Origin of the sequence: Cupriavidus campinensis, assembly GCF_905397395.1 — a bacterium.
GTDB lineage: Bacteria > Pseudomonadota > Gammaproteobacteria > Burkholderiales > Burkholderiaceae > Cupriavidus > Cupriavidus campinensis.
The window spans coordinates 56147-80568 of sequence record NZ_CAJPVH010000023.1 but is presented as its reverse complement, the minus strand read 5'-3'; the positions used below and the strand labels follow the sequence as shown (position 1 = coordinate 80568).

The window sequence follows — 24422 nt, the reverse complement described above, 5'->3', positions numbered from 1 at the left end:
GGCGCCACCGGGGCGATGGGCGCGCGCCACGGCAGGACCGTGGCACACAGGCCGGCCAGCGCCGTCAGCGGGGCCAGGGTGGCCAGCAGCCAGGCGCGCTTGCGCGGCGACTTGTTCGCGCTGGGCTTGTGCTCGAGCGCCTGGCGGATCTGCCCGGCGCTGAACGGTGGCTCCAGCAGGCGCACGCCGGTGGCGTCGTGAATGGCATTGGCCACGGCGGCGGCGGCCGGCAAGGTAGCGGCGGCACCACCCGCCAGCGTGCCGACGATGTCGACGCGGGTCTGTGGGGCGAGGTCGTGGCCGGCCGCATACACCGCGAGGGCGGGTGACGGCTCGGCGGGCGCGCCATCGCCCCAGTCGTCGTAGCGTTGGCCGCCGGTGGTCAGTTGCCGCGTGGCGGTGGCGATGTCGTCGGGCAGCGTGGTGGTCGGCGCCTTGGCGCGTGACGCGATGTCTTCCCGCTCATGGCCGACGGTGACGCGCGTGACGTGGATATCGCCAGTCCGGCTGTCGACCTCGACATCGGCCACCCAGGCCGACCACGTACGCGCGGGCCGGCCGTCTTCCATGTCGATCACGCTGGCATAGGCAAAGCCGCGCCCGCGCCGCACGCCTGCCGTGGCGTCGTTGTGGCCTTTCAGCGGGCCTTGCCAGCCAGATTGCTCGGCCACCCGCGTGATCAGGCCGCTGCCCGTGCGGTCATCGAGCCATTGCAGGCGCAGCGCCACGGGGTCGATGCCGGCCTGGGCCGCCAGTCCGTCGAGATGGGATTCATGCGCGAAGACCTGCCCGCGCGCGGCGATGTCCGGGGGCACGCCCAGCGGCTGCGCGGCCGATACGTCGAGGTGTTCCACGGCATACGGCGGCACCAGGCCCGGATCCACGCCGGACGCTTCGGCGTAGGGCGCGGCGCGGCCCGTCTGCGTGAGGGCGAACGGGGTGCCCGCTCCGGGCGTGGCGGTCGCTGCGATCGTGTAGGCCGACGCCGGGGCGAGGGTGGCGCTGACGTCGAGCCTCAGCTTCGGGCCGTCATTGCCCAGCTCGGCGGCGCGAAACGTTGTACGTACCGGGCGGCCGATGGCATGCGCCATCAGTGCCGCGTCGGCGGCGGCCTGACGGGCGCAGAAGGCGTCGTGCCGGGCCGGTGGGTCGGGGTCGCAGAGGATGAGGATGGACTCGGCGGCAATGTCGAGCAATGCGGCCAGCTCCAGCCGCAACGCGGCAGGCTGCGTGCAGGCGAGCCACACATGCAGCGCGCCGTGCTGCCAGTCAGCGATGGCGCTGCCGCAGGCATCCGCACGCGGGCTGGCCAGCGGCCAGCGATAGGTGGCATCGACGCGCCCGGCGCCTTGCGCCAGCACTTGCGTGGCGTTTCCGTGCGAGGTGACGGCACGCATCTGCGGCGGGGTGGTGAGGGTGTCGCGCGGTGTCTCCCAGCGGGCTTGCAGCGCCACGGCTCCGGCATGCGCCTGCTCCGGCATCGCCGCGACAACGGCCAGAAAGTTGCCACGCACCACCACATCGACCACACCCGCACAGCGGCGCGCGGCGTCCGCATCGAAGCCGGTCAGTCGGCCCATGCCCGCCGCCGGCCGCACGGCATGGCCGTGGAGCATGCCAGTTGGCGCCGCAACGTCCATCGGCTCGCCTGCGGAGGCGTTCATCCGGGCATTCATCGGATGGCCTCGATTTCCGCGTGCGCGTGGGCCTCGCGCTGCAGCACGGCAGCGCGTTGCACCGCGCGCAGGATCTCGACGTGCGTGCCGCAACGGCACAGGTTGAAGCGCAGCGCCTCGCGAATCTCGGTCTCGGACGGATCGGGATTGGCAGCCAGCAGCGCCTTGGCGCTCATGATCATGCCGTTGAGGCAATAGCCGCACTGGGCGGCCTGTTCCTCGATAAAGGCCTGCTGCACCGGGTCCGGTGCCGCGCGCGTGCCCAGTCCTTCGAGCGTGGTCACGGCCCGGCCCACGGCGGCGCTGGCCGGCACGATGCACGACCGGGCGGCCAGACCGTCGATCAGTACCGTGCACGCCCCGCACTGGCCCAGCCCGCAGCCGTACTTCGGGCCATTGCAGGCAAGGTCATTGCGCAGGACGTATAGCAACGGCGTTGCCGGGTCTACGCAGACTTCCTGCGTATCCCGGTTCACGCGCAACACGATCGGGCGGGGCGTGGCCATCAAGTGTCTGGGGGGCGTTAGTGTTGCAATTCGTGCCGGCGCCGCTCGTCCCTGAAGGGATCTGCGCGGCGCCGCTACCAGGGGCGAAACTCAGGCTGCCGCGGCAACCGTCCGGGCCGCCGGCTCGCGCAGCGGTACGGAGAATACATCGTAGCCGAAGCACCAGTCGGGGTTCTCGTTGGTACGCAGCCACGTATTGTCGTGCGATACCTTCTGAACCTTGCTGGCGCGCTCGGCACGGTTGGCCTCATAGAGCGCGAACGTATAGGTGTGGTCCTGCAGGCCGGCCTCGACGAAGCAGCGCGTGAGCATGGCGGCGTCCTCGATCGCCATGGCCGCACCCTGCGCCATATGCGGCTTCATCGGGTGGCAGGCGTCGCCCAGCAGCACCAGGCGGCCACGGCTCCAGAGCGGCAGCGGGTCGCGTTCGAGCAGCGGCCACTTGGTGACCTCCACGGTGCCTTCGATCAGCGACTGCACCCCCTGGTGCCAGCCGTCGAAGGCCGCGCGCATCTCCTCGATGCTGCTCGGCACCCAGCTCCGGCTCATGTCCCACTCGGGCTCGGGCACGCCGGTCACGTAGTAGATCTCGTCGAGCTTGCTGGTGTCGAAATACACCATCATGTGGCGGTCGTCAGACCACCACTTGGTGCAGCGGTCGTGCGTGAAGCCCTTGACGCGCGAGATCGGGAACACGGCGCGGTGCGCCACGTAGCCGGTGTACTTGGGCGGCTCGGCGCCCAGCAGGTGCTCGCGGATGCGGGAATTGACGCCGTCCGCGCCGATCACGATGTCGGCTTCCTCGACCGTGCCGTCCGTGAACGTCAGCTTCACCACGTCGCCAAGGTCTTCCACGCGTTCCAGCTTCTTGTTGAAGGCCAGGCGGGCCGGTTCCACGGCGTCGGTCATCAGGGCGTGGAAGTCGCCACGATGCACGGTCAGGTAGCTCGCGCCGTAGTGCGACAGCGCGTAGTCGCCCAAGGGGATCTGGGCGATCACCTCGCCGGTCTTCCAGTCGCGGCTGTACCAGTAGTCCGGGTGGCAGCCCATCTGGTTCATCGCATCCTCGATGCCGATGCGCCGCAGGATCTTCATGACATTCGGCCCCACGTGAATGCCGGCGCCCAGCCGGGAGAAGCCTGGCGCCTGCTCATACAGCTTCACGTTGAACCCAGCACGCTGGAGCAGGGCGGCCGCTGCCGTCCCGCCCAGGCCTGCACCAATAACCGCGATCCGAGTATTGCCTTGCACGACGTCTCTCCTGAAGTTGGTCTGTCACCGTGAAATCGAGTGTACACACCATAAAAATCCAAGTAAAGATGACTTTTGCCATGCCTATGGAAAACCCTGATGCAAGTTCGTCATATTTAATTCAATGCCCACGAATGGCGAAATAATGCGCCAATAGCGGGATTCATTCATTCAGAAGGCACTGAATGAGTGCGTGTTTCCGGGTGATAAGCCTTGTTGTAAAAATAAGGTGTGTACACTAGAATTTGCTGAAAGGTGCCAAGGCGTGCGCCATAGGTCCCGCCCAGCAGAGGCGGATGGGTAGACAGACAACACAGTCGATGGAGTCACAAGTGCAGAAAGTTTTCCGGATCGGTCAGATCGTCCCGAGTTCCAACACCACCATGGAAACCGAGATCCCCGCCATGCTGGCCGCCCGCCAGCTGGTGCGCCCGGAGCGTTTCACGTTCCATTCCAGCCGCATGCGCATGAAGACGGTCAAGAAGGAAGAGCTGGCCGCCATGGATGCCGAATCGGACCGTTGCGCGCTGGAGCTCAGCGATGCCCGCGTCGATGTGCTCGGCTATGCCTGTCTGGTTGCCATCATGTCGATGGGCCGTGGCTACCACCGCCAGTCGGAGGTGCGTCTGAAGTCCCGCACGGAAGAGAATGGCGGCCTGGCGCCGGTGGTGACCAGTGCCGGGGCGCTGGTCAATGCGCTGAAGGTGATCGGCGCCAAGCGGATCGCGCTGGTCGCCCCCTATATGAAGCCGCTGACCGAACTGGTGGTCGACTACATCGAGCATGAGGGCTTCGAAGTGGTGGAGTGGCGTGCACTCGAGATCCCGGACAACCTGGAGGTCGGCCGCCATGACCCGTCCCGCCTGCCGGGCATCGTGGCGGAGATGAATACGAAGGATGTGGACGCCGTGGTGTTGTCCGCCTGCGTGCAGATGCCGTCGCTGCCGGTGGTGGAGAAGGTCGAGGCGATGACCGGCAAGCCCGTGATCACGGCCGCGATTGCCACCACCTATGCGCTGCTCAAGGAACTGGACCTCGAGGCGGTGGTGCCGGGCGGCGGCACGCTGCTGTCGGGCGCCTACTAGGAAGGGGCGCGGCATGAGCACTTTCCTGTACGGCGGCAACGTCCACGCGAACGGCATCCGCCAGCACTACCTGCGCTACGGCGGCGCCGGCGCTGGGCGCGAAGGGCGCGACGCGGTGATCATCATCCCGGGCATCACCAGCCCGGCCATTACCTGGGGTTTCGTCGGTGAGCGTTTTGGCGAGCGATTCGATACCTATGTGCTCGATGTGCGCGGACGGGGCCTGTCGTCGGCTGGGGATTCGCTCGACTACAGCCTCGATGCACAGGCGGCGGACGTGGTGGCATTCGCCCAGGCGCTGGGCCTTGCGCGCTACCAGATCGTCGGCCATTCGATGGGTGGCCGCATCGGCATCCGGGCGGCACGTGCCCGCCCGGCCGGGCTGACGCGGCTGGTGATGGTCGATCCGCCCGTTTCTGGGCCGGGGCGGCGCCCCTATCCGGCGCAACTGCCGTGGTATGTCGATTCGATCCGCCTGGCCGTGCAGGGCACCGATGCAGAAGGCATGCGGGCCTTTTGCCCCACCTGGACCGAGGCGCAGCGCCAGTTGCGCGCCGAGTGGCTGCACACCTGCGACGAGCGCGCGATGCTGGCCAGCTTCGAAGGGTTCCACGTCGATGACATCCACGCCGACTTGCCGCACGTCGCGGTACCGACGCTGCTGATCACCGCCGCGCGCGGCGACGTGGTGCTGCCGGCTGACGTCGAGGAGTTGCGCACGCTGCGCCCGGGCCTGCTCGAGGTACGGGTGCCGGACGCGGGTCACATGATCCCGTGGGACAACGAAGCCGGCTTCTACGCGGCATTCGGCGATTTTCTTGGTGCACCGCTCGCAGGCTGAGCACAACCCGCAAGGAGCCAAGCATGGCTGTCAGTGACTATGACCTGACCTGCGCGTGGAAGCAGGTCCTTACGTTGTCGAAGCTGGAACCGGGGCAGACCGTGACGGTGCTGACCGGCGCCGACACGCATCCGCAGACGCTGCGCACCGCGCTGGTGGCCGCCGCCTCGATGGGCGCGATCGTCAACCGGCTCGACCTGCCGCCCGTCAATGGCGAGAAGGCGCTGAGCCGCGATGCGCTGGCTTATCTCGGCACCACGCCGTTGACCGGCAATCCGGCGGCAATTGCCGCGCTGAAGGCGAGCGACCTGGTGCTGGACCTGATGACGCTGCTGTTCTCGCCCGAGCAGCATGACATCCTGTCTACCGGCACGAAGATCCTGCTGGCAGTGGAACCGCCCGAGGTGCTGGCACGGCTGGTGCCCACGGAAGCCGACCGGTCGCGCGTGAAAGCCGCGACCGAGCGCCTGTCGCGCGCCCGGACGATGCACATCACGTCCGAAGCCGGCACCGACCTGCATTGCGTGCTGGGCGAATTCCCGGCCATCAGCGAGTACGGCTTCGTCGACGAGCCGGGCCGCTGGGACCACTGGCCAAGCGGCTTCGTCCTCACCTGGCCCAATGAAGGCGGCACGAGCGGCCATCTGGTGCTCGATCGGGGCGACATCCTGCTGCCGATGAAGTCCTATGTGCAGGAGCCGATTCACGTGACCGTGAAGGACGGCTACGTCACGCACATCGAAGGCGGTCTGGACGCGGAATTGCTGGCGGACTACATGGCGTCGTTCAACGATCCCGAGTCGTACGCGATGTCGCATATTGGCTGGGGCCTGCAGCCGCGCGCGCGGTGGTCGACGCTGGCGATGTACGACCGCGAGGCCACCATCGGCATGGATGCCCGGGCGTACGAAGGCAACTTCCTGTGCTCGTTCGGCCCGAACAACGAGGCGGGCGGCAGCCGGACCACCGCTTGCCATATTGACATGCCGCTGCGCCATTGCACCGTCAGCCTCGACGGCGAGCCCGTGGTGGCCGCTGGCAAGGTGCTGGACGGCGCGCCACGAACCGAGAAGGAGTTTGCCCATGCATGAGGAAGTCCAGACCTACCGCCGCCAGGGCTTTGGCACGGCGATGGCGCCGAAGGCCCCGTACGGCCTGCTGATCATCGATTTCGTGAACGGCTTTGCCGACCCGGCCGTGTTCGGCGGCGGCAATATCCCGGAAGCCATCGCCAACACGCAGCCGCTGCTGGCTACCGCGCGCGCCCAGGGCTGGCCGGTGGCCCACAGCCGGATCGTGTTTGCCGACGATGACGCCGATCACAACATCTTCACGCTGAAGGTGCCGGGCATGCTGACGCTGAAGGAAGACGGCCCGGCCAGCCAGATCGTACCGTCCCTGGCGCCGGCGCCCGGCGAACTGGTCGTGCGCAAGACGGTGCCGTCCGCGTTCTTCGGCACGTCGCTGGCCGCGTGGCTGGCGCAGCGCGGCGTGCAGACGCTGCTGGTGGCCGGCTGCGTGACCAGCGGCTGCGTGCGCGCCAGCGTAGTCGATGCGATGTCGCATGGCTTCCGCCCGCTGGTGCTGTCCGACTGCGTGGGCGACCGCGCCATCGGGCCGCACGATGCCAACCTGTTCGACATGGAGCAGAAGTACGCCACGGTGATGCCGCGTGACGCCGCCCTCGCGGCGATCGGCGCGACGGTGCAGGCGGCTGCCTAAGCGGTGCGACGCGGGCGCCCGCGCGGCCGGCGCGGCGTCTGCGTGGTGCTGACGGCGGGCACTTCCACGGCGTGGCACACGGCGTTGAGCACGGTGCGCTGGATCACATCGCGCCAGTGGGTCACCGCCGGCGCGCTCATGATCGGCTCGCCGAGGAAGGCGCTGAGCGTATGATGGTTCGAGTTGTAGAAGTAGCCGAGCGACGCGATGATCAGGTACACATCGCGCGCGGTGAGACCGGGCTGAAACACGCCAGCATCGAGGCCACGCGCCAGGATGCCGTCGAGTACCGACAACGCGTATCCCGAGATCTCGTTGAGCCGGCCGGACTTCCTGGCATGGCGGGCGCGGCTCAGGTTCTCGCTGTTCAGGATGGCGACGAACTCGGGGTGATCGAGGTAGTAGCGCCAGACGAAGTCGACCAGCTGCGTGAGGGCGCGCACCGGGTCTTCGGGGTCCAGTTCCAGGGCCTGCTCGGCTTCATTGAGTTGCAGGTAGATGGTCTCCAGCACTTCGATGAACAGCTTTTCCTTGCTGCCGAAGTAGTAGTAGATCATCCGGTCATAGGTATTGGCCAGCGACGAGATGGTCTCGATGCGTCCGCCGTCGAAGCCGCTCTGGGCGAAGACCTTGATGGCGGCCTTGAGGATCTTGGCGCGCGTATCCTGGGCCTGGCGGGCACGGGTGCCCGGTCGGGCAGGCGCGGGGGCGATGTCGTTTGGCATGCTTGCCGTAGTCTGGAGAAACCAGCAGTGCGCTGGCGAAATGGCGTGGTTGCAAGTATAGCCGTGTGGTTCCTTGCGCCCGCCCGTTCCGCCGGCCGTGTATGCCGCCCGGCGCGGCAAGGACGAATGATCGATGCATAAGACTTCGCGGACTCCGCGCGCATTGCGTGAGGCACTGTTCCAGGAACGAGGCGTGCTGCTGGTCACGCGGCCCGCTGCGGCCGCGCCGCGGCCATCGCCGGGACAGCCGGGTGCCGCCTCCGATTTCGTATCCGATCTGCCGGATATCTTTATCGCCATCCGCGCCAACGGCGAGATTCTTGCCTTCAACGGCCACGTCGACCTCGGCACGGGCATCCGGACCTCGCTGGCGCAGATCGTGGCCGAGGAACTGGAGGTCGAGCCCGCGCAGGTGACGATGGTGCTGGGCCATACCGAGGCCACGCCCAACCAGGGGCCGACGATTGCCAGTGCCTCGATCCAGATTTCAGCCCTGCCGCTGCGGCGTGCAGCGGCGCAGGCGCGCGCATGGCTGGTGGCACGCGCCGGCGACGCCGCGCAAGTGGACGTGGCGAGCCTGCTGGCCGGCGAGCAGGTCCAGCTGACGCTGGCCGACGATGTCAAGACCAAGCCCGTGGAGCAATACCGGGTGGTGGGGCGGAGCGCGCCGCGCGTCGACATTCCCGCCAAGGCCACCGGCGAACTGACCTTCGTCCACGACGTGCGCGTGCCGGGCATGCTGCACGGCCGGGTGGTGCGTCCGCCCTATGCGGGGCGCGACAGCGGCGACTTCGTCGGCACCAGCCTGATCGCGGTGGACGAATCGTCGATCGCCAATGTGGCCGGCGTGGTGCGTGTGGTGGTGGAGGGCGACTTCATCGGCGTGGTGGCGGAGCGCGAAGAACAGGCCATCGAGGCGGCCCGGCGGCTCAAGGTGCGCTGGAAGCCGGCGCCGGCGTTGCCGGATCTCAACGCGCCGGAAGCCGCCTTGCGTGCCGCCCCGGCCCAGCGGCGGGAATTGCTCGGCACTGGCGACGTGCAGGCGGCACTGGCGGAAGGCACCCATCGCCTGACCCGTACCTACGTGTGGCCATATCAGATGCATGGGTCCATCGGCCCGTCCTGCGCCGTGGCGGACTGGCACGACAACCGTCTGACCGTGTGGTCCGGTACGCAGAACCCGCATGTGCTGCGGATCGACATGGCGCGGCTCAGTGGCCTTGACGAAGGGGCCATCGAGATCGTCCGGATGGAGGCCGCCGGCTGCTATGGCCGTAACTGCGCCGACGATGTCTGCGCCGATGCGGTGTTGCTGTCGCGCGCGGTCGGCCGCCCGGTGCGCGTGCAGCTGACCCGCGAGCAGGAGCATCTGTGGGAGCCGAAGGGCGCCGCGCAGCTGATGGACGTGGAGGGTGGCGCCACCGCCGATGGCACGCTGACCGCCTATGACTTCGTGTCACGCTACCCATCGAACGATGCCCCCATCCTGGCGCTGCTGCTGACGGGGCGCGTCTCGTCGGCGCCGCGCATGCTGGAGATGGGCGACCGTACGGCGGTGCCCGCGTACGGCTATGGGGCACTCCATATTGCCTGTGACGACACCCCGGCGATTGCGCGGGCGTCCTGGCTGCGCGGCGTGTCGGCGCTGCCCAACACCTTCGCGCACGAATCCTTTATCGATGAACTGGCGCACGCGTGCGGCGCCGATCCGCTGGCCTTCCGGCTGCGCCATCTGCCCGACACGCGCGCGCAGGAACTGCTCGTGGCGCTGGCGCAGGCTGCCGAATGGCGGGAAGGTGCGCGCGGCTCGCGCGGCAAGCCCGATGCCAATGGCCTGCTGCACGGCCGGGGTATCGCCTATGCCCGCTATATCCACAGCAAGTTCCCCGGCTTCGGCGCGGCATGGGCGGCATGGATCGTCGATGTCGAAGTCGATCCGCAGACCGGCAATGTGCGCGTGACGCGGCTGCATGTGGGGCAGGACACCGGCATGATGGTGAATCCTGACGGCGTGCGCCATCAGATCCACGGCAATGTGGTGCAGAGCCTGAGCCGCGTGCTGCGCGAGCAAGTACGTTTCGATGGCGCCGGCGTGGCCAGCCGGGAGTGGGGCAGTTATCCAATTGCGGCATTTCCCGACCTGCCGGCCATCCAGGTGCTGCTGATGCCGCGCCAGTCGGAGAGCCCGCTTGGGGCCGGCGAATCAGCCTCCTTGCCCGGTGCGCCGGCGATTGCCAATGCTCTGTTCGATGCCACGGGCCTGCGCCTGACGCACGCGCCGTTTACGCCGGAAGTGGTGCGCCAGGCGTGCGCCACCGCGCGGGTACCGGCATGACATTGCGCACCCCGTGACCACGGGGTGCGGTCCCTCCCTGACGTCAGAACTTGTGCCGGATGCCCATCACGGCGCCGAACTGGTTCGTGCCGGCGGCGCCGATGGCAGACGACGCGCCATTGAGGCCGATGCGTGAGCCATCGTCATTGTTGATGTACGCCACCTGGGCATACACATCCGTGCGCTTCGAGAACGCATAGTCGAGCAGCAGCGATGCGCTCCATGCGTCGCCATTGCCGCGCCGGTCGTTCAGCAGGTAGCCGGCACCGCTGAGCGATAGCGCCGGGGTGAGCTGGTAGCCGGCGCCGATCCAGAACAGGTCCGCACGCCGGGCCGGCACGGCCGCCGTGGCACCGATGTCGCCGTTGAGCCAGCGGTAGCCCGCATAGACCTTGGCGTTGGCAAACCGATAGCTGCCCGCCACGGCCAGGCGACGATCCTTCTGCGACGGGTTTTGCCCGGTGATGCCGGAGGTGCCCTGTTGCTCGTCATAGATCACCGTGACGCCGGCATTGCCGACGTTGTACTCGAGGCCGCCGCTGATCGCACGATCGCTCTTCGCGTCGCCCGGCACTTCCGACGCCACGGCGCCGCCAGCCAGCGAGGTACCGCGCGCGAACGCGTAGAGCCCCGTCACCGTCAGTCCGCCGAACTTGCCAACGTACTTGGCCGTGTTGTCGTAGCGGCCCGCCGTCATGGCATCCATCATGAAGATCGAGTAGCGCGGCGAGACCGCCATGGCGTCGTAGTTGATCAGGATGTCATAGAGGATGTTGTTCTGCCGGCCCAGCGTTACGCGGCCGTACTGCGAGGACAACCCCGTGAAGGCCTGGCGCCCGAACAGGCGCCCGCCCTGGGCAGCGGTGCCGGCGTCGAGGTCGAAGCCGTTCTCGAGCACGAACAGGGCCTGCAGGCCGTTGCCAAGGTCCTCGGTGCCCCGGATGCCCCAGCGCGAGCCAGACAGGTTGCCCGATGTCATGCGGGTCAGGCTATGGTTGTTCGCATCGGCATGGGTCAGGAACTCGATACCGGCATCGGCAACGCCATACAACGTGACCGATGACTGCGCCTGCGCGGCGCCGCTGACGCCAAGGGCCAGAAGGATGGCCGCCAGCGCGGTGTGGCGGAAGGTGGATTGTGGTTGGCTCATATTGGTTGGATGTTCTCGTGCGGTTGCCGCCAATCCCCGATCGACAGCGCGCAGGTAGCCAACGCCTGACGGCTGGCGTCAGGACGCAGGGACGAACGCGCTCTCACGGGGGCTGGCTTGCGCCCGTGTGGCAACGAAGGACTACGGGAAAGGTTGGGGGAATCTGCCTGCTGAAGTCCAGGCGGTGCCCCGGAAGGTCAGTCGACGAGCAGGTTGATCTTCGTCGCGAATTTCTGCCAGCGGTCGATGTCGGTCGTCACCAGCTTCTGGAATTCGGCAGGCGTGCTGGTGGTGGTGGCAAAGCCGAGCTGCGCCAGGGAAGCCTTGATCTCCGGCTTGGCCATCGCCTTGGCAATTTCGGCGTTGAGTTTCTGCACGATCTCGGGCGGGGTGTGCGCGGGGGCGAGGATGCCGAACCACTGGTCCACATCGTAGCCGGGCACGCCGAGCTCGCTGACCGTCGGCACGTCGGGCAGGAACGGCGAACGGGTCTTCGACGTCACGGCCAGCGCGCGCAGCTTGTTGCTCTTGAGGTAGGGCACGGTGTTGGTCAGCGTATTGACGCTGACGTCGGCCTGTCCGCCGAGCACGTCGGCCATGGCGGGCGCGCAACCCTTGTACGGCACGTGCAGCATGTCGACCTTGGCCGAGACCTTCAGCAACTCACCCGCCAGATGCTGGGGCGTACCGTTGCCACAGGACGCGTAGCTGGGCGGGGCGCCGCTCTTGCCGGCCGCCAGCAGGTCATTGAACGTGCGGATCTTCGAGGTGTACGGCACCGCGATCACCGAGGGCACCGAGGCGAAGGTGATGACGGCGCTGAAATCGGCCTTCGGGTCGAACTGCAGCTTCTTGAACACGCTCGGGTTGATGGCGAAGCTGCTGTTGACGATCAGCAGGGTGTAGCCATCGGCCGGGCTCTTGGCCACGAACTCGGCGCCGATATTGCCGCTGGCGCCGGGCCGGTTATCCACCACCACGGGTTGGCCCATCGACTTGCCGATGTCGGTGCCGATCAGCCGCGCCAGGGCGTCAGTGCCGCCTCCGGCCGGGAACGTCACCACGATGCGGATGGGTTTCTGCGGGAAGGTGCTCGCCATGTTGGCCTCGGCGCGCCCGGGCAGGGTGCCCAGGCTGCCTGCGACAAACAGGAGCGATGCCAGACTGCTGACGACGGATAGGGGTCTCATGGGGATTTTGCCTCGTCGGTTAGGGTGAAGGAAGGAAGAAAGCAGGTCAATCGGGATCGATACGGACCGCGTCGCGGCACACGCCGTCGTCGCGCGCCGCCACTACGGCCGCCGCAAGTGCGTCCGCCGTCTCGGCGTGGATGCGATACAGGGGCTGGCCCGGCACCACAGGCGTGCCGATCGTGCACAGCAGATCGACCCCTGCACCAGCACTACGCGGGGCACCTGCCGCCCGCGCCACGCCGGAGATGCCCAGGCCGTCGATGCCGGTCACACGGCCAGGCCGTTCGGCATGAATCACTTCGGTATGCGCACCGGGTGTCACCGGATCCGCCCTGCGGCCCTGCGCCGCCGCGATACGCTCGAATGCCGCTTTCGCCTTGCCTTCGCTCAGGAGCTGCCTCGCAATTCGCATGCCTTCGTCGGGCGTGCCCACGCGCGGGTCGAAGGCGATGATTTCGGCGGCAAAGCGCAGGGCCTTGGCGCGCAGGTCAGCCGGGGCGTCAGGATCGCTGTCGAGCACCTGCAGCACATCGCGCACCTCCAGCGCCGGCCCGATGCCGCGGCCGATGGGGCGGCTGCCGTCGGTGGCCAATGCGTGCACGTGCATGCCCATGCCTTTGCCGACGAGCGCGAACAGCGCGCCCAGCGCCTCGGCATCGGCGCGCGAGGCCAGCTTGGTCTGCGGCCCGTACGGCAGGTCCACCATCACATGGGTGGCGCCGGCCGTGTACTTCTTGGAGAGGATCGAGGCCACGGACCAGCGGCGGGAATCGATGCCGAGGGGGCGGGTGATCGCATTCATGACGTCGTCCACCACGGAGTGGTTCAGGCGCCCATTCCAGGCAATGCAGGCGGCTGTCTGCATCACGCAGCGGCGGACGTCGTCCTGTGTCAGGTCCACGCGGGCGACGGTCTCCATGGCGTCCGCCGTGCCGGCGGCGGAAGTGATCGCGCGGGAGGAGGTCTTCGGCATCGCCAGCCCGTAGGCCGCGACGATCGGTACCACAATCAGCGTGATGCGGCTGCCGGGCACGCCGCCCATCGAATGCTTGTCGACGACGAGTGGCCGGTCCCAATCGATGCGGGGCGTGAAGGCGGTGCGCGCCCGCGCCAGCGCCACGACTTCGTCATCGGTCAGGTTGCCGGCCGTGGTGACCAGGAATTCGGTCAGCGCTGCCTCGGTATAGCGTCCGGCGATGGCGTCGCGCAGGATCGCCACGTAGGCGGCCTCGTCGAGCGCTTCCCCGCGCAGCTTGGCCATCAAGCTGGGGTGGCTGGCAGGCGGCTCGGCGCCGATTTCCGGCCCTTGCCGCAGCGCCTCCACAAAGCGCGCCATGCCCACTTCGAGCGTGCAGTCGTTGGAGACGGTGATGCAAGGCACATCGGCGGGCAGGGGCGCCGCCTGGCGCGCCACGCGCCGCGCCACCTGTTCACCCGACTCCCGGCCGCGCCGGGCAATGCGCTGCGCGAGGATCTCCTGTGGCGCCGTCACCAGCACCACCACGAACCGCGGCAGCCGTGCCGCCAGAGCGGCGATGACGCTGCGCGAGCCGTTGGCCACGACGTGCATGCCGCGCGACAGCGCATCGGTCAACGACGCCGGCAAGCCATAGCGCAGCTCGTGGGCGTCCCACGTCACCAGGAATTCGCCCGCTTCCTGACGTCGTGTGAACTCCATATCGGACACACCCTCGTGGTCCTCGCCCGGAGAGCCGGTGGGCCGCGTGATCACCCGTCGCGCAAACAGGTAGTTGTCGCCGAGGACCGCGCGTGCGCCATCGATCAGGGAATCCTTGCCCGCGCCGCTGGGCCCCACCACAAGGAAGAAGATGCCGGTATTGTTCATCATTAACTTAGATGTCGAAGTTTGTAGGGCTATGCTAGCACCGGCCTGTCCACTGTCAAGGTAAGTTCGATGTCTAAGTTAATGCAAGGGTCGGGCCAGCTCCCGCAAATCCAGTGTGTACGCGGGATTCCCGCTTTCCTCAGGGAAAACGCGAGGTAGGGCAATGCGCGGTGACGGTGCCCGATGCATCGTCGGTGCGCACGCCGCACTGATGTAGTGAGGGCGCGACGCAATGTGCGGACGGCGGCATCGCGGAGGCGCTATCATGTGCGCTGCCGCGCGCCCGCCGTGCTGCGCGGCGCCTGCGCCCGCATATCTTTGCCACGACTATGACCACGAAAAAACCGGAGACCCCGGTCACGCTCACGCCCGCCGATGAAGCCGAAGAAGAACGTCTTGCCCACCTGGTGAAGGACGCCGCGCGCGCCTACATCCGCGCGCTGCAGTTGCGGCTGACGGAGCATTCGGTGTCGTACGGGCACTGGACCATCCTGCGCATCCTCTGGCGTCGCGATGGCTTGTCGCAGCGCGAGCTCAGCGAACGGGCCGGCGTGACCGAGCCCACCACCTTCGCGGCGGTGAAGGCGCTGGAAGCGCTGGGCTACGTCGAGCGCACGCACCTGCCCGGCAACAAGAAGAAAGTGCACGTGTTCCTGAGCAAGACCGGGCGCGCCCTGCGCCGCAAGCTGGAGCCGCTGGCCACCGAGGTCAATGAGTTGAGCGTGGCGGGGCTGAGTGAAGAGGACGTCCTCACCACGCGGCGCGTGCTGATCACGATTGCGCAACGCCTGGTGGCGGACGAGGTGGCGTCGGCCGAGCATGGCCGCCGCGTGCCGTCGACTCAGGAAGTCGGGCGGTTGCTGTCCGATCTCTGACGGGCACGCCCGGATGGGGCAGCCAATGCAAAAGCCCCCCGCCGGATAAACCGGGGAGGGTGAAGCCCTCGGGTAGGAAGGCGCGAATCGTCAGGCGGGGCCTGGCCCCGCGACACATGCCGGACCGGCTCAGGCCTCGTCGAGGCCGATATCCACTGCCGGTGCCGATTGCGTGATCTTGCTCGTGGAGATGTAGTCCACCCCCGTTTCCGCCACGGCGCGGATCGTTTCCAGGCGGATGCCGCCCGACGCCTCGACCTTGGTGCGGCCATTGACGATCTGCACGGCTTCCTTCATGTCGGGCACCGACATGTTGTCCAGCATGATCACATCGACGCCGGCCGCGAGTGCCTCATGCACCTGCTCCAGGCGGTCGCACTCCACCTCCAGCTTGGTCAGCACCGGCAGCTTGCGGCGTACACGCGCCACGGCGGCGGCAATGCTGCCGCAGACCGCGATATGGTTGTCCTTGATCATCACGCCGTTGTCGAGGCTCAGGCGATGGTTGAGGCCGCCGCCGCACGTGACGGCGTGCTTCTCCAGCGCGCGCAGGCCCGGCGTGGTCTTGCGGCTGTCGATCAGGCGTGCCTTGGTATGGGCGATTGCCGCGGCATAGGTCGCGGTGTGATTCGCGATGCCGCACAGGCGTTGCATGATGTTCAGCGCGGTGCGCTCGGCAGTCAGCACGCTGCGTGCGTTGCCGCTCACGTTGAGCAGCACGGCGCCTTTTTCCACCTTGTCGCCATCGGCGACGCGCACATCCAGGGTCAGCGTCGGGTCGTAGCGGGCGAAGATGCGCGCGGCGACGTCGATGCCGGCGATCAGCATGGGCTCGCGGGCATTCATGCAGAACGTGCCGGTTTCACCTGGCTCGATCATCGTATGGACCGTCAGGTCGCAGATGCCAATGTCCTCGGTCAGCCAGAGATCGATCAGTTTGTCGGTGGAAAAGATGTCATACATGGGAAGCGCTCCTGAGTAGTGGTTGCCGTACCAAGAATCTTAGAGATCGAAGTACATGGCGTAATACTAGCGCATGGCATCTCCTTGTCAATAGATATTCGATATCTAAGTTATTGGCGTGATGCAGGGGCGTCGCCACGCGTGACGAGGCCGGGAACTGGGGGAGGGGGCTGCGACGCTCTGGTCGCAGTAACGGGGGAGGGGAACTACGGTCTGCTGAGCGGGGTGCCGCCTGGGCCCCTAGATTGGGCTGTCAGAGTCGGCGGTATCCGGGGTGTCATCGCCCAGTTCGCTCATTTTCCTGAGCAGGTAGAGCAGTGCCACCCGTTCGGCCGGGTTCAGGCCACCCATGGTGCGCTCGGTGATGTCCTGCGCAAAAGGCACCACTTCGTTGATCAGGGCCTCGCCGGCGGGGGCGAGCAGCACCACGACCTTGCGGCGGTCGCGCGCATCGTGGGAGACCGCAATGAGTTCACGAGACTTCAACCGCTCGATAATGCCGCGCACGGTCGCCTGGTCGATGGCGGTGGCGCGCGCAATCTCGCTCAACGAGCATGGCCCCTGGGCCTGGATGGCGCACATGACGACGAACTGGCCGGCCGTCAGCTGCGAGTCTGGAATGGTCTGCTGGAAGATGGCGACGTGCCGCTGGTAGGCACGGCGCAGCAGATGTCCAACCTGCTCGGTGAATTCATAGTGAGCGGCGTGGGCTGACGCGTGGTCGGGCGGACTTTTCACGGTAGGAGATCAAAAGGAGCTGACCGGCGAAGTATAGCCGGCGTTACAAATAGAGGCGTGGAGCCATCGGGGCGTCATTTCAGCGGGGGACAGGCGGGCAGTACCTGAGCCTGGTCGCAGCCGTGCTGATTGTCATGGCTTTCGGCTTTGCCTTGGCCGCGCACCGTTGCATGATGTACGGCACGCCACGCAGCCGTGGCGGTGCAGCCTGTTATTCTCTGGACGTGACATCTCGCCGATAGCCCCCAAGCCCCGTGCCGCGCCTGACCCCCATCCAATACCAACGGCTGTTCTCGATCTGCGCAGTGGCCGTGCTGGTCCTGTCGCTGCTGCCGCCTTCGGTGCCGCAGCCCACCACCGGCTGGGACAAGTCCAACCATCTTCTTGCCTTCGGGGTGCTCGCGCTGCTCGGCGTGCGCGCGTGGGACGGCCGCGTGGCGGCGGTGCTGGCCGGTCTGATGGCCTATGGCGTGCTGATCGAATGGCTGCAAGGCATGACGCCGACCCGCTCGTCCGACTGGCATGACCTGATCGCCGATGCGGGGGGGCTGGCGCTGGGCCTGCTAGCGCATGCCGCACTGACGCGGGTCTGGCCCGGTCTGTCCACCCCTCGGAAAGAGCCCCGGGCCTGACGCGCGCCCGGCTCAGTTGTCGAGCGATTCCAGCGTGTAGCCTGCGCCAGCATCCTGGCCGAGCAAGTCCACCAGCAGCGGCATCGCTTCCTCGATCGTCGCCTTGAGCCGCCACGGCGGGTTGACGATGAACATCCCGCTGCCGTGCAGGCCGAGCCCGCCTTCCACGGGGTGCTTCACGGTCAGCGTCACATGCAGCCAGCTCTTCAGCGGCAGGCGCATCAGTTGCGCCGGCAGTTGGGTCGATTCACGCCGCTGCACCTGCGGATACCAGATCGCATAAACGCCAGTTGCGAACCGTTCGAGGCTGTCTTCCAGCGCCTGCACGGTTCGCGCGTAGTCCTGCTTGTCTTCGTACGACGGGTCGATCAGCACCAGCGCGCGACGCGGCGGGGGCGGCAGGATGGCCTTGATGCCATTGAAGCCGTCGCCGTCATAGAGCATGACCTTGCGGCCCGCGCCGCGGAAATTGTCGCGCAACACCTGGATCTCGGTGCTGTGCAGCTCGAACAGCCGCAGGCGGTCCTGATCGCGCAGCATCTGCCATGCCAGCCATGGGGAACCGGGGTAGTGGCGCAGGTTGCCGTCCGGGTTCTGGGCGCGCACCTGGTCCAGGAATTCGTCCAGAAACGGGGGTAGGGTCTGGCCATCGGCGGCGGCCTGCCAGATGCGTGAGATGCCGGTTTCGAACTCGGCCTTCTTCTGCGCATAGGCGTGGTCCAGCGCATAGAGGCCGGCGCCGGCGTGGGTGTCGATGTACCAGAACGCCTTGTCCTTCTGCGTCAGGTGCTCCAGCAACTGGACCACGACGGCGTGCTTGAGGACATCGGCATGGTTGCCGGCATGGAAGGCGTGGCGATAACTGAGCATGATGAGGCGGGATAAAGCGGGATGACGGCGCGCAAGCGTCGGCGAAAAAGGCGCCTGCGGGCGCGTGGCGCGAAGGGCGCTATGCTACCATCCGCCGCCCCCGGAAGCCCGTTTTACGGCCCGTTCCTGCGGCTGTTGCCGTCCGAAGTGTCCCGTCCGCCAATGCCTGCCATGCCGCGTGCCCTCGAGTCCGCCGAGCCGATCGTCTCCCCCGACGGCATTCCTTTTTCGCCACGTTACGACGACGTCTACCACAGCACGGAAGGGGGGCTGGCGCAGGCCCATCACGTGTTTCTGGGCGGTAATGGCCTGCCCGGCAACTGGGCCGGGCGCGACCAGTTCGTGATCGTGGAAACCGGCTTCGGGCAGGGGCTGAACTTCCTCGCCACCTGGCAGGCGTGGCGCCAGGACCCGCACCGCTGCCGTCGGCTTCACTTCGTTTCCGTAGAAAAACATCCATTTACGCGCGATGGACTGGCGACGCTGCACGCCGGACTCGGCGATCTGCTACCGCTCGCCGAACCCCTGCAGGCGGCATGGCCCGACGCGCTGCCGGGTCTGCATCGACTCGAATTCGAAGGCGGCGCGGTTACGTTGACGCTGGCGCTGGGCGATATCGACGCGATGCTGCCCAAGCTCGCGCTTGGCGCCGATGCGTTCTATCTCGATGGCTTCTCCCCGTCCCGCAACGCGGACATGTGGTCCGAAACCGTCTTCAGGGGCCTGTCGCGGCTCGCCCGGCCCGGCGCCACGCTTGCTACGTATACAGCGGCAGGCTTTGTGCGGCGCGGTTTGCAGGCGGTCGGGTTCGAGGTCACCAAGGCGCCAGGCTTTGGCGGCAAGCGTGACATGACCGTGGCGCGCTTCGCGCCGCCCTGGAAGAACCGCCGTTATGCCCCGCCACCCGCCGCGGAGTGGCGAGAAAGGCATGCCATCGTCATCGGCGCAGGGTTGGCCGGCTGCGCGGTCACCGAGCGGCTGGCCGCGCGCGGCTGGCGCGTGACGCTGTTTGACGCCCATGACGGCCCCGCCCGGCAGACCTCCAGCCATCGCGCGGCGGCCATGCACGCCCATGTTTCATCCGATGAAAGCCTGCTGTCCCGGCTCTCGCGCGCTGGCAATCTCCATGCGCTGCGCGCGTGGTCGGCCCTCGCGGCGGCGGGGCACCCGGTGAACTGGCACGGCTGCGGTGTGCTCCAGATCGGGGAGGACGAGGCCGACAACGCCGCCCAGCAGGCGGCGCTGGCTGCCCTCGGCTTCCCCGAATCGTTCGTCAGGTGGATGGACCCCGCCGAGGCGGCCGCGCGCCACGGCGCGACGGTGGCGCGCGGCGGGCTCTGGTTTCCGCGTGGCGGCTGGGTGGCGCCGCCCGACATCTGCCGCGCCCAGCTGGACAAGGCCGGCGCGGCCCTCGATGCGCGATTCAACTGCCGCGTGGCCGCCATCGAACATGAGGATGGTGTCTGGCAGGCGAGGGCGGGGGATGGTAGCGTGCTGGCTGCGGCGCCGGTGCTGGTGCTGGCCAACGCCCACGAGGCCGAGCGGCTCGTCTCCAACCGCTTTCTGGCCCTGCGCCGGGTGCGCGGGCAACTGACCGATCTCTCCCCGGCGCAGGTCGCGGCGATGGGCGGCTGGCCCGACTGCGTGGTGACCGGCGCCGGCTACCTGCTGCCGAAAGCCCCTGATGGCGGCGCGCGCATCGGATCGAGCTACGACGCCGACGAAGGCCCGCTGGCCGAGCGTCCCGAGGTCCATGCCGCAAACCTGGAGCGCCTCGCCACGCTGCTGCCAGGCCGTGCCGCCGACGTCGCCCATCTCGATCCCGCGCAGCTGACCGGCTACGTCGGCGTGCGCACGGTGACGCACAACCGCCTGCCGCTGATCGGGCCCCTCGCGGACGAGGCGAAGGCGCTGGCCCGCTCCGGCCCGCTGCGCGGCGCCCACCTGCGGGACCTGCCCCGGCTGCCGGGGCTCTACGCGGCACTTGCGTACGCGTCGCGCGGCCTCACTTGGGCGGCACTGGGCGCGGAGTTGATCGCCAGCCAGATCGAGGGCGAACCGCTGCCCGTCGAATCTGACCTGGCCGATGCTGTCGACCCGGCCCGGCTGCTGCTGCGGGCGCTGCGCCATGGCGACACGGCGGGAGCGCCGGCGATCGATCCTGGGGCGGCCTCGGACGCGTCAGGGTAAAAACTGCCGGAAGCGAACAAAAACCGTGCGATAATCCCCGTTTTCCGTTTGCGCGGAAGCCCTTCGTTCGCGTGGGGAATCCGTAGGTTTCACTGGCCACGGCCAGGCCGGTGCGCAGGCGGTTGCGCTTAAAACTACATTTCTGGATTGGATTAACGACCATGTCGAACGTCATTGAAAACCTCGGCAAGCTGGACCGTAAGGTAACCCTGGCTATTCCCAAGGCCGAAGTGCAGAAGGAAACCCAGGAACGCCTGGTGCGCCTGTCGAAGACGGTGAAGATGTCCGGCTTCCGCCCGGGCAAGGTGCCGATGAAGATGGTCGAGAAGCAATATGGCCAGCAGGTCGAGTTCGAAGTGCGCTTCGACAAGGCTGCCCGCAAGTTCTTCGACATCACGCAGGCCCAGGACGTGAAAGTGGCCGGCCAGCCCAAGTTCGACCTGAAGACCGACGGCGTGTCGGACGACGAAGTGGCGTTCGAAGCCACCTTCGAGGTGTACCCGGAAGTCAAGCTGGGCGACCTGGCCACGGCTGAAGTGACCCGCACCAAGACGGAAATCGGCGACGCCGAGATCGACAAGACCATCGACATCCTGCGCAAGCAGCGCGTGCACTACCACGTGCGTGGCGAGGCCGGCGCCCATGGCGACGGTGGCGCAGACGAGGCTGCCAAGAACGGCGACCGCGTGACGCTGGACTTCGTCGGCAAGATCGACGGCGTGGAATTCCCCGGCGGCAAGGCCGATGACTTCGCATTCGTGCTGGGCGAAGGCCGCATGCTGCCCGAATTCGAGCAAGCCGCGCTGGGCCTGAAGCTGGGCGAGAGCAAGACGTTCCCGCTAGCCTTCCCGGCTGACTACCACGGCAAGGAAGTGGCCGGCAAGACCGCCGAGTTCACGATCACGCTGAAGAAGGTGGAGTGGGCGCACCTGCCGGAAGTGGACGACGCCTTCGCGAAGTCGCTCGGTATCGCCGACGGCAGCGTCGAGAAGATGCGCGCCGACATCCGCGAAAACCTGGAGCGCGAAGTCAAGCGCCGCACGCACGCCATGCTGAAGGATCAGGTCATGGAAGCGCTGCTCAAGGTGAGCGAGCTGGACGTGCCCAAGGCCCTGATCGAGCAGGATCAGGAACGCCTGGTGGAAATGGCCCGCCGTGACCTCGAGCAACGTGGCATGCCGAACGCCAAGGACATGCCGATTCCGGCCGAGATGTTCACTCAGCAGGCCGAGCGCCGCGTGAAGCTGGGCCTGATCCTGGCCGAGATCGTCAAGGCACACGGCCTGCAGGCCAAGCCGGAGCAGATCAAGGCGGAAATCGAGGACTTCGCGAAGAGCTACGAAGACCCGAAGGAAGTCATGCGCTGGTACTACGGCGACCAGCAGCGCCTGGCCGAAATGGAAGCCTACGTGCTCGAAAACAACGTGGTAAATTTCGTGTGCGACAAGGCCAAGGTCACGGACAAGTCGGTGTCGTTCGAGGAACTCACCGCCGAGACCAACGCGCAGCAAGCCTGAGCGTTCGCATGACCGGATCGCGCCGCCTGGATGGCGCGGCGCGCCCCGGTCGCGCGGCATCCGGCTTGGCGCGCAAGCGCTGGCCGGGGCCGATTGGCGCATTCCCTGAATACCTGGAGAACCTGCATGACCCGCAATGATTTGCTTGACCGTCTCGCCACGACGCAGGCCTCTGCTCTGGAAACCCAGGGTCTTGGGCTGGTGCCGATGGTTGTCGAGCAGTCCGGCCGGGGCGAGCGCGCGTATGACATCTACTCGCGCCTGCTCAAGGAGCGCGTGGTGTTCATGGTCGGCGAAGTGAACGACCAGACCGCAAACCTGGTCGTGGCCCAGCTGCTGTTCCTCGAGAGCGAGAATCCGGACAAGGACGTGTCGCTGTACATCAACTCGCCCGGCGGCTCGGTATCCGCCGGCCTGGCGATCTACGACACGATGCAGTTCATCAAGCCCGACGTGACCACGCTTTGCATGGGCATGGCGGCGAGCATGGGCGCCTTCCTGCTGGCGGCCGGTGCCAAGGGCAAGCGCAGCGCGCTGCCGAACTCGCGCATCATGATCCACCAGCCGCTGGGTGGCGCGCGTGGCCAGGCCTCGGACATCGAGATCCAGGCACGCGAGATCCTGTACCTGCGCGAGCGCCTGAACAGCATCCTGTCGGAAGTGACCGGCCAACCCGTCGAGAAGATTGCCCGCGACACCGATCGCGACAACTTCATGAGCGGCGACCAGGCCGTGGACTACGGTCTGATCGACAAGGTCATCACGCGCCGCGGTTGATCCGATGCCGGTGTGTCGGAGCGGGCAGCCCACGGCCCGGCGCCGGGGCTCCCGCCACCAGCCTGCGCCAAATGACGCAGGCTACACCGGAACGAGGCTGTGCGCCTCGTTTTTGCGTTTTGCCCCACACGCCGGGGAAGCCGCCGACTGCGCCAATTGTTTTGGCGTATGATGCGTTTAATGCGTTTCCCGTGGGGCTCTCCCGCCGTGCGGGGACCACACTGCTAATGTGACTGATTCCTATGGCGGACAAAAAAGGTTCATCCAGCGAGAAGCTTCTGTATTGCTCGTTCTGCGGCAAGAGCCAGCACGAGGTCAAGAAGCTCATCGCAGGCCCGTCGGTGTTCATTTGCGACGAATGCATCGACCTGTGCAATGAAATCATCCGTGACGAGGCCGCCGCGACCGACAAGGACGCCACAGCCGCCACGCGCTCGGACCTGCCCACGCCCCACGAAATCCGCGAAAGCCTGGATCAGTATGTGATCGGGCAGGAGCAGGCCAAGAAGATTCTGGCGGTAGCGGTGTACAACCACTACAAGCGCCTCAAGCATCTTGGCAAGAAGGATGACGTCGAACTCTCCAAGAGCAATATCCTGCTGATCGGGCCGACTGGCTCGGGCAAGACATTGCTTGCGCAGACGCTGGCCCGGCTGCTGAACGTGCCGTTCGTGATCGCTGACGCCACCACGCTGACTGAAGCCGGCTACGTGGGCGAGGATGTCGAGAACATCATCCAGAAGCTGCTCCAGAACTGCAATTACGAGGTCGAGAAGGCTCAGCGCGGCATCGTCTACATCGACGAAATCGACAAGATCTCGCGCAAGTCCGACAACCCGTCCATCACGCGCGACGTGTCGGGCGAGGGCGTGCAGCAGGCCCTGCTGAAGCTGATCGAGGGCACGATGGCCTCGGTGCCGCCGCAAGGCGGGCGCAAGCACCCGAACCAGGACTTCCTGCAGGTGGATACCACCAACATCCTGTTCATCTGCGGCGGCGCGTTCGACGGCCTGGAAAAGGTCATCATGCAGCGCTCTGACAAGACCGGCATCGGTTTTGCGGCCCAGGTGCAGAGCAAGGAAGAGCGTGACGCCAGCGAGGTGCTGCCCCAGACCGAGCCGGAAGACCTGATCAAGTTCGGCCTGATTCCGGAACTGATCGGCCGCCTGCCGGTGGTGGCCACGCTGGCCAAGCTGGATGAGGCCGCGCTGATGCAGATCCTGGTCGAGCCGAAGAACGCGCTGGTCAAGCAATACCAGAAGCTGCTGGCGATGGAAGGCGTGGAACTGGAGATTCGTCCGGCCGCGCTGTCTGCCATCGCGCGCAAGGCCATCCGTCGCAAGACGGGGGCACGCGGTTTGCGTTCCATTCTGGAACAGTCGCTGATGGACGTCATGTACGACCTCCCGAACTACAAGGGGGTGCAAAAAGTGGTGATCGATGAAAATACGATTACCGGCGATGCACCACCGCTGCTCATGTACGAGGAGCAGCAGCCCAAGGTTGCGGGGTCCAACTGACGAACGCGCC

General features: G+C 66.8%; 19 protein-coding genes and 2 pseudogenes. 11 read left to right on the top strand and 10 right to left on the bottom strand.

Annotated features, from left to right (window positions below; translation table 11 throughout):
- The 3 genes and pseudogenes from KHO18_RS15045 to KHO18_RS15035 form a co-directional block, all read right to left on the bottom strand.
- Nucleotides 1-1664, bottom strand: a pseudogene (locus tag KHO18_RS15045) (alcohol dehydrogenase); the annotation flags it as partial.
- A gap of 8 nt (nt 1665-1672) precedes the next feature.
- The gene (locus KHO18_RS15040) at nt 1673-2182 is read right to left on the bottom strand and encodes a (2Fe-2S)-binding protein (RefSeq protein WP_144195645.1); all 510 of its coding nucleotides are present in this window, start codon (nt 2180-2182) and stop codon (nt 1673-1675) included.
- A 90-nt stretch (nt 2183-2272) separates the two neighbouring features.
- Nucleotides 2273-3433, bottom strand: a complete 1161-nt coding sequence (locus tag KHO18_RS15035; protein WP_144195643.1) for an FAD-dependent monooxygenase — start codon at nt 3431-3433, stop codon at nt 2273-2275.
- A gap of 320 nt (nt 3434-3753) precedes the next feature.
- Here KHO18_RS15035 and KHO18_RS15030 point away from each other — a divergent pair, with 320 nt between their 5' ends.
- The 4 genes from KHO18_RS15030 to KHO18_RS15015 are packed head-to-tail and all read left to right on the top strand — an operon-like array spanning nt 3754 to nt 7081.
- The gene (locus KHO18_RS15030; protein ID WP_455154948.1) at nt 3754-4518 is read left to right on the top strand and encodes a maleate cis-trans isomerase family protein; all 765 of its coding nucleotides are present in this window, start codon (nt 3754-3756) and stop codon (nt 4516-4518) included.
- Nucleotides 4519-4531: 13 nt separating this feature from the next.
- Complete coding sequence (locus tag KHO18_RS15025; protein WP_144195639.1) at nt 4532-5359, top strand: alpha/beta fold hydrolase; 828 nt, start codon at nt 4532-4534, stop codon at nt 5357-5359.
- A gap of 23 nt (nt 5360-5382) precedes the next feature.
- Nucleotides 5383-6450: a M29 family metallopeptidase gene (locus tag KHO18_RS15020; protein WP_144195637.1), complete on the top strand. Its 1068-nt coding sequence runs from the start codon at nt 5383-5385 to the stop codon at nt 6448-6450.
- Nucleotides 6443-7081: an N-carbamoylsarcosine amidohydrolase gene (locus KHO18_RS15015; RefSeq protein ID WP_144195635.1), complete on the top strand. Its 639-nt coding sequence runs from the start codon at nt 6443-6445 to the stop codon at nt 7079-7081. Before KHO18_RS15020 ends, KHO18_RS15015 begins: the two co-directional genes overlap by 8 nt.
- Here KHO18_RS15015 and KHO18_RS15010 read toward each other — a convergent pair.
- Nucleotides 7078-7806 (bottom strand): TetR family transcriptional regulator, encoded by a 729-nt coding sequence (locus KHO18_RS15010; protein ID WP_144195633.1) that lies wholly within the window; start codon nt 7804-7806, stop codon nt 7078-7080. The two genes, KHO18_RS15015 and KHO18_RS15010, sit on opposite strands and share 4 nt — an antisense overlap.
- A gap of 133 nt (nt 7807-7939) precedes the next feature.
- On the opposite strand from KHO18_RS15010, the gene KHO18_RS15005 reads away from it, so the two are divergent.
- Entirely contained in the window at nt 7940-10141 is a 2202-nt protein-coding gene (locus tag KHO18_RS15005; protein WP_144195631.1) for a xanthine dehydrogenase family protein molybdopterin-binding subunit, read from the top strand.
- Between the two features lie 43 nt (nt 10142-10184).
- Here the strand turns inward: KHO18_RS15005 and KHO18_RS15000 are convergent, their stop codons facing one another.
- The 3 genes and pseudogenes from KHO18_RS15000 to phnN all read right to left on the bottom strand — a co-directional run.
- Nucleotides 10185-11291 (bottom strand): porin, encoded by a 1107-nt coding sequence (locus tag KHO18_RS15000; RefSeq protein ID WP_144195629.1) that lies wholly within the window; start codon nt 11289-11291, stop codon nt 10185-10187.
- Between the two features lie 197 nt (nt 11292-11488).
- Nucleotides 11489-12481, bottom strand: a complete 993-nt coding sequence (locus tag KHO18_RS14995) for a tripartite tricarboxylate transporter substrate binding protein (protein ID WP_144195627.1) — start codon at nt 12479-12481, stop codon at nt 11489-11491.
- A 46-nt stretch (nt 12482-12527) separates the two neighbouring features.
- Nucleotides 12528-14408 (bottom strand): annotated as a pseudogene (gene phnN / locus KHO18_RS14990) (phosphonate metabolism protein/1,5-bisphosphokinase (PRPP-forming) PhnN); the annotation flags it as partial.
- A 251-nt stretch (nt 14409-14659) separates the two neighbouring features.
- Between phnN and KHO18_RS14985 the strand changes: the two are divergent.
- Nucleotides 14660-15205 carry a MarR family winged helix-turn-helix transcriptional regulator gene (locus KHO18_RS14985; protein WP_144195625.1) on the top strand — a complete coding sequence of 182 codons (546 nt, stop codon included), beginning with the start codon at nt 14660-14662 and terminating at the stop codon, nt 15203-15205.
- A gap of 129 nt (nt 15206-15334) precedes the next feature.
- Here KHO18_RS14985 and nadC read toward each other — a convergent pair whose 3' ends face one another.
- Together nadC and KHO18_RS14975 are read right to left on the bottom strand one after the other, a co-directional pair.
- The gene (gene nadC, locus KHO18_RS14980; RefSeq protein ID WP_144195623.1) at nt 15335-16168 is read right to left on the bottom strand and encodes a carboxylating nicotinate-nucleotide diphosphorylase; all 834 of its coding nucleotides are present in this window, start codon (nt 16166-16168) and stop codon (nt 15335-15337) included.
- A 240-nt stretch (nt 16169-16408) separates the two neighbouring features.
- A complete protein-coding gene (locus KHO18_RS14975; protein WP_144195621.1) occupies nt 16409-16906 on the bottom strand; it encodes a MarR family winged helix-turn-helix transcriptional regulator in 498 nt (165 codons plus the stop codon).
- A 254-nt stretch (nt 16907-17160) separates the two neighbouring features.
- Here KHO18_RS14975 and KHO18_RS14970 point away from each other — a divergent pair, with 254 nt between their 5' ends.
- On the top strand, nt 17161-17538 hold the full coding sequence (locus KHO18_RS14970; protein WP_244844816.1) for a VanZ family protein: 378 nt from the start codon (nt 17161-17163) through the stop codon (nt 17536-17538).
- 12 nt (nt 17539-17550) lie between these two features.
- Here the strand turns inward: KHO18_RS14970 and KHO18_RS14965 are convergent, their stop codons facing one another.
- Nucleotides 17551-18408: a 23S rRNA (adenine(2030)-N(6))-methyltransferase RlmJ gene (locus KHO18_RS14965; RefSeq protein WP_144195619.1), complete on the bottom strand. Its 858-nt coding sequence runs from the start codon at nt 18406-18408 to the stop codon at nt 17551-17553.
- Between the two features lie 171 nt (nt 18409-18579).
- Between KHO18_RS14965 and mnmC the strand changes: the two genes are divergently transcribed.
- From mnmC to clpX, 4 genes are all read left to right on the top strand, one after another.
- Complete coding sequence (mnmC, locus tag KHO18_RS14960; RefSeq protein WP_144195617.1) at nt 18580-20598, top strand: bifunctional tRNA (5-methylaminomethyl-2-thiouridine)(34)-methyltransferase MnmD/FAD-dependent 5-carboxymethylaminomethyl-2-thiouridine(34) oxidoreductase MnmC; 2019 nt, start codon at nt 18580-18582, stop codon at nt 20596-20598.
- A 161-nt stretch (nt 20599-20759) separates the two neighbouring features.
- Nucleotides 20760-22115 carry a trigger factor gene (gene tig, locus KHO18_RS14955; RefSeq protein WP_144195615.1) on the top strand — a complete coding sequence of 452 codons (1356 nt, stop codon included), beginning with the start codon at nt 20760-20762 and terminating at the stop codon, nt 22113-22115.
- A gap of 126 nt (nt 22116-22241) precedes the next feature.
- Complete coding sequence (clpP, locus tag KHO18_RS14950; RefSeq protein ID WP_144195613.1) at nt 22242-22892, top strand: ATP-dependent Clp endopeptidase proteolytic subunit ClpP; 651 nt, start codon at nt 22242-22244, stop codon at nt 22890-22892.
- Nucleotides 22893-23134: 242 nt separating this feature from the next.
- Nucleotides 23135-24412, top strand: coding sequence for an ATP-dependent Clp protease ATP-binding subunit ClpX (gene clpX / locus KHO18_RS14945; RefSeq protein WP_144195611.1), 1278 nt, complete (start codon nt 23135-23137; stop codon nt 24410-24412).
- Nucleotides 24413-24422: the final 10 nt, after the last annotated feature.

Excerpts from the sequence above, each read along its gene's own strand:
- KHO18_RS15025 (WP_144195639.1), top strand. The coding sequence starts at position 4,532 with ATGAGCACTTTCCTGTACGGCGGCAACGTCCACGCGAACGGCATCCGC.
- KHO18_RS14985 (WP_144195625.1), top strand. The coding sequence starts at position 14,660 with ATGACCACGAAAAAACCGGAGACCCCGGTCACGCTCACGCCCGCCGAT.
- KHO18_RS15030 (WP_455154948.1), top strand. The coding sequence starts at position 3,754 with ATGGAGTCACAAGTGCAGAAAGTTTTCCGGATCGGTCAGATCGTCCCG.
- KHO18_RS15010 (WP_144195633.1), bottom strand. The coding sequence starts at position 7,806 with ATGCCAAACGACATCGCCCCCGCGCCTGCCCGACCGGGCACCCGTGCC.
- nadC (WP_144195623.1), bottom strand. The coding sequence starts at position 16,168 with ATGTATGACATCTTTTCCACCGACAAACTGATCGATCTCTGGCTGACC.
- KHO18_RS15005 (WP_144195631.1), top strand. The coding sequence starts at position 7,940 with ATGCATAAGACTTCGCGGACTCCGCGCGCATTGCGTGAGGCACTGTTC.
- mnmC (WP_144195617.1), top strand. The coding sequence starts at position 18,580 with ATGCCGCGTGCCCTCGAGTCCGCCGAGCCGATCGTCTCCCCCGACGGC.
- KHO18_RS15040 (WP_144195645.1), bottom strand. The coding sequence starts at position 2,182 with ATGGCCACGCCCCGCCCGATCGTGTTGCGCGTGAACCGGGATACGCAG.
- KHO18_RS14965 (WP_144195619.1), bottom strand. The coding sequence starts at position 18,408 with ATGCTCAGTTATCGCCACGCCTTCCATGCCGGCAACCATGCCGATGTC.
- KHO18_RS15015 (WP_144195635.1), top strand. The coding sequence starts at position 6,443 with ATGCATGAGGAAGTCCAGACCTACCGCCGCCAGGGCTTTGGCACGGCG.
- clpX (WP_144195611.1), top strand. The coding sequence starts at position 23,135 with ATGGCGGACAAAAAAGGTTCATCCAGCGAGAAGCTTCTGTATTGCTCG.
- KHO18_RS15020 (WP_144195637.1), top strand. The coding sequence starts at position 5,383 with ATGGCTGTCAGTGACTATGACCTGACCTGCGCGTGGAAGCAGGTCCTT.
- tig (WP_144195615.1), top strand. The coding sequence starts at position 20,760 with ATGTCGAACGTCATTGAAAACCTCGGCAAGCTGGACCGTAAGGTAACC.
- KHO18_RS15000 (WP_144195629.1), bottom strand. The coding sequence starts at position 11,291 with ATGAGCCAACCACAATCCACCTTCCGCCACACCGCGCTGGCGGCCATC.
- clpP (WP_144195613.1), top strand. The coding sequence starts at position 22,242 with ATGACCCGCAATGATTTGCTTGACCGTCTCGCCACGACGCAGGCCTCT.
- KHO18_RS14995 (WP_144195627.1), bottom strand. The coding sequence starts at position 12,481 with ATGAGACCCCTATCCGTCGTCAGCAGTCTGGCATCGCTCCTGTTTGTC.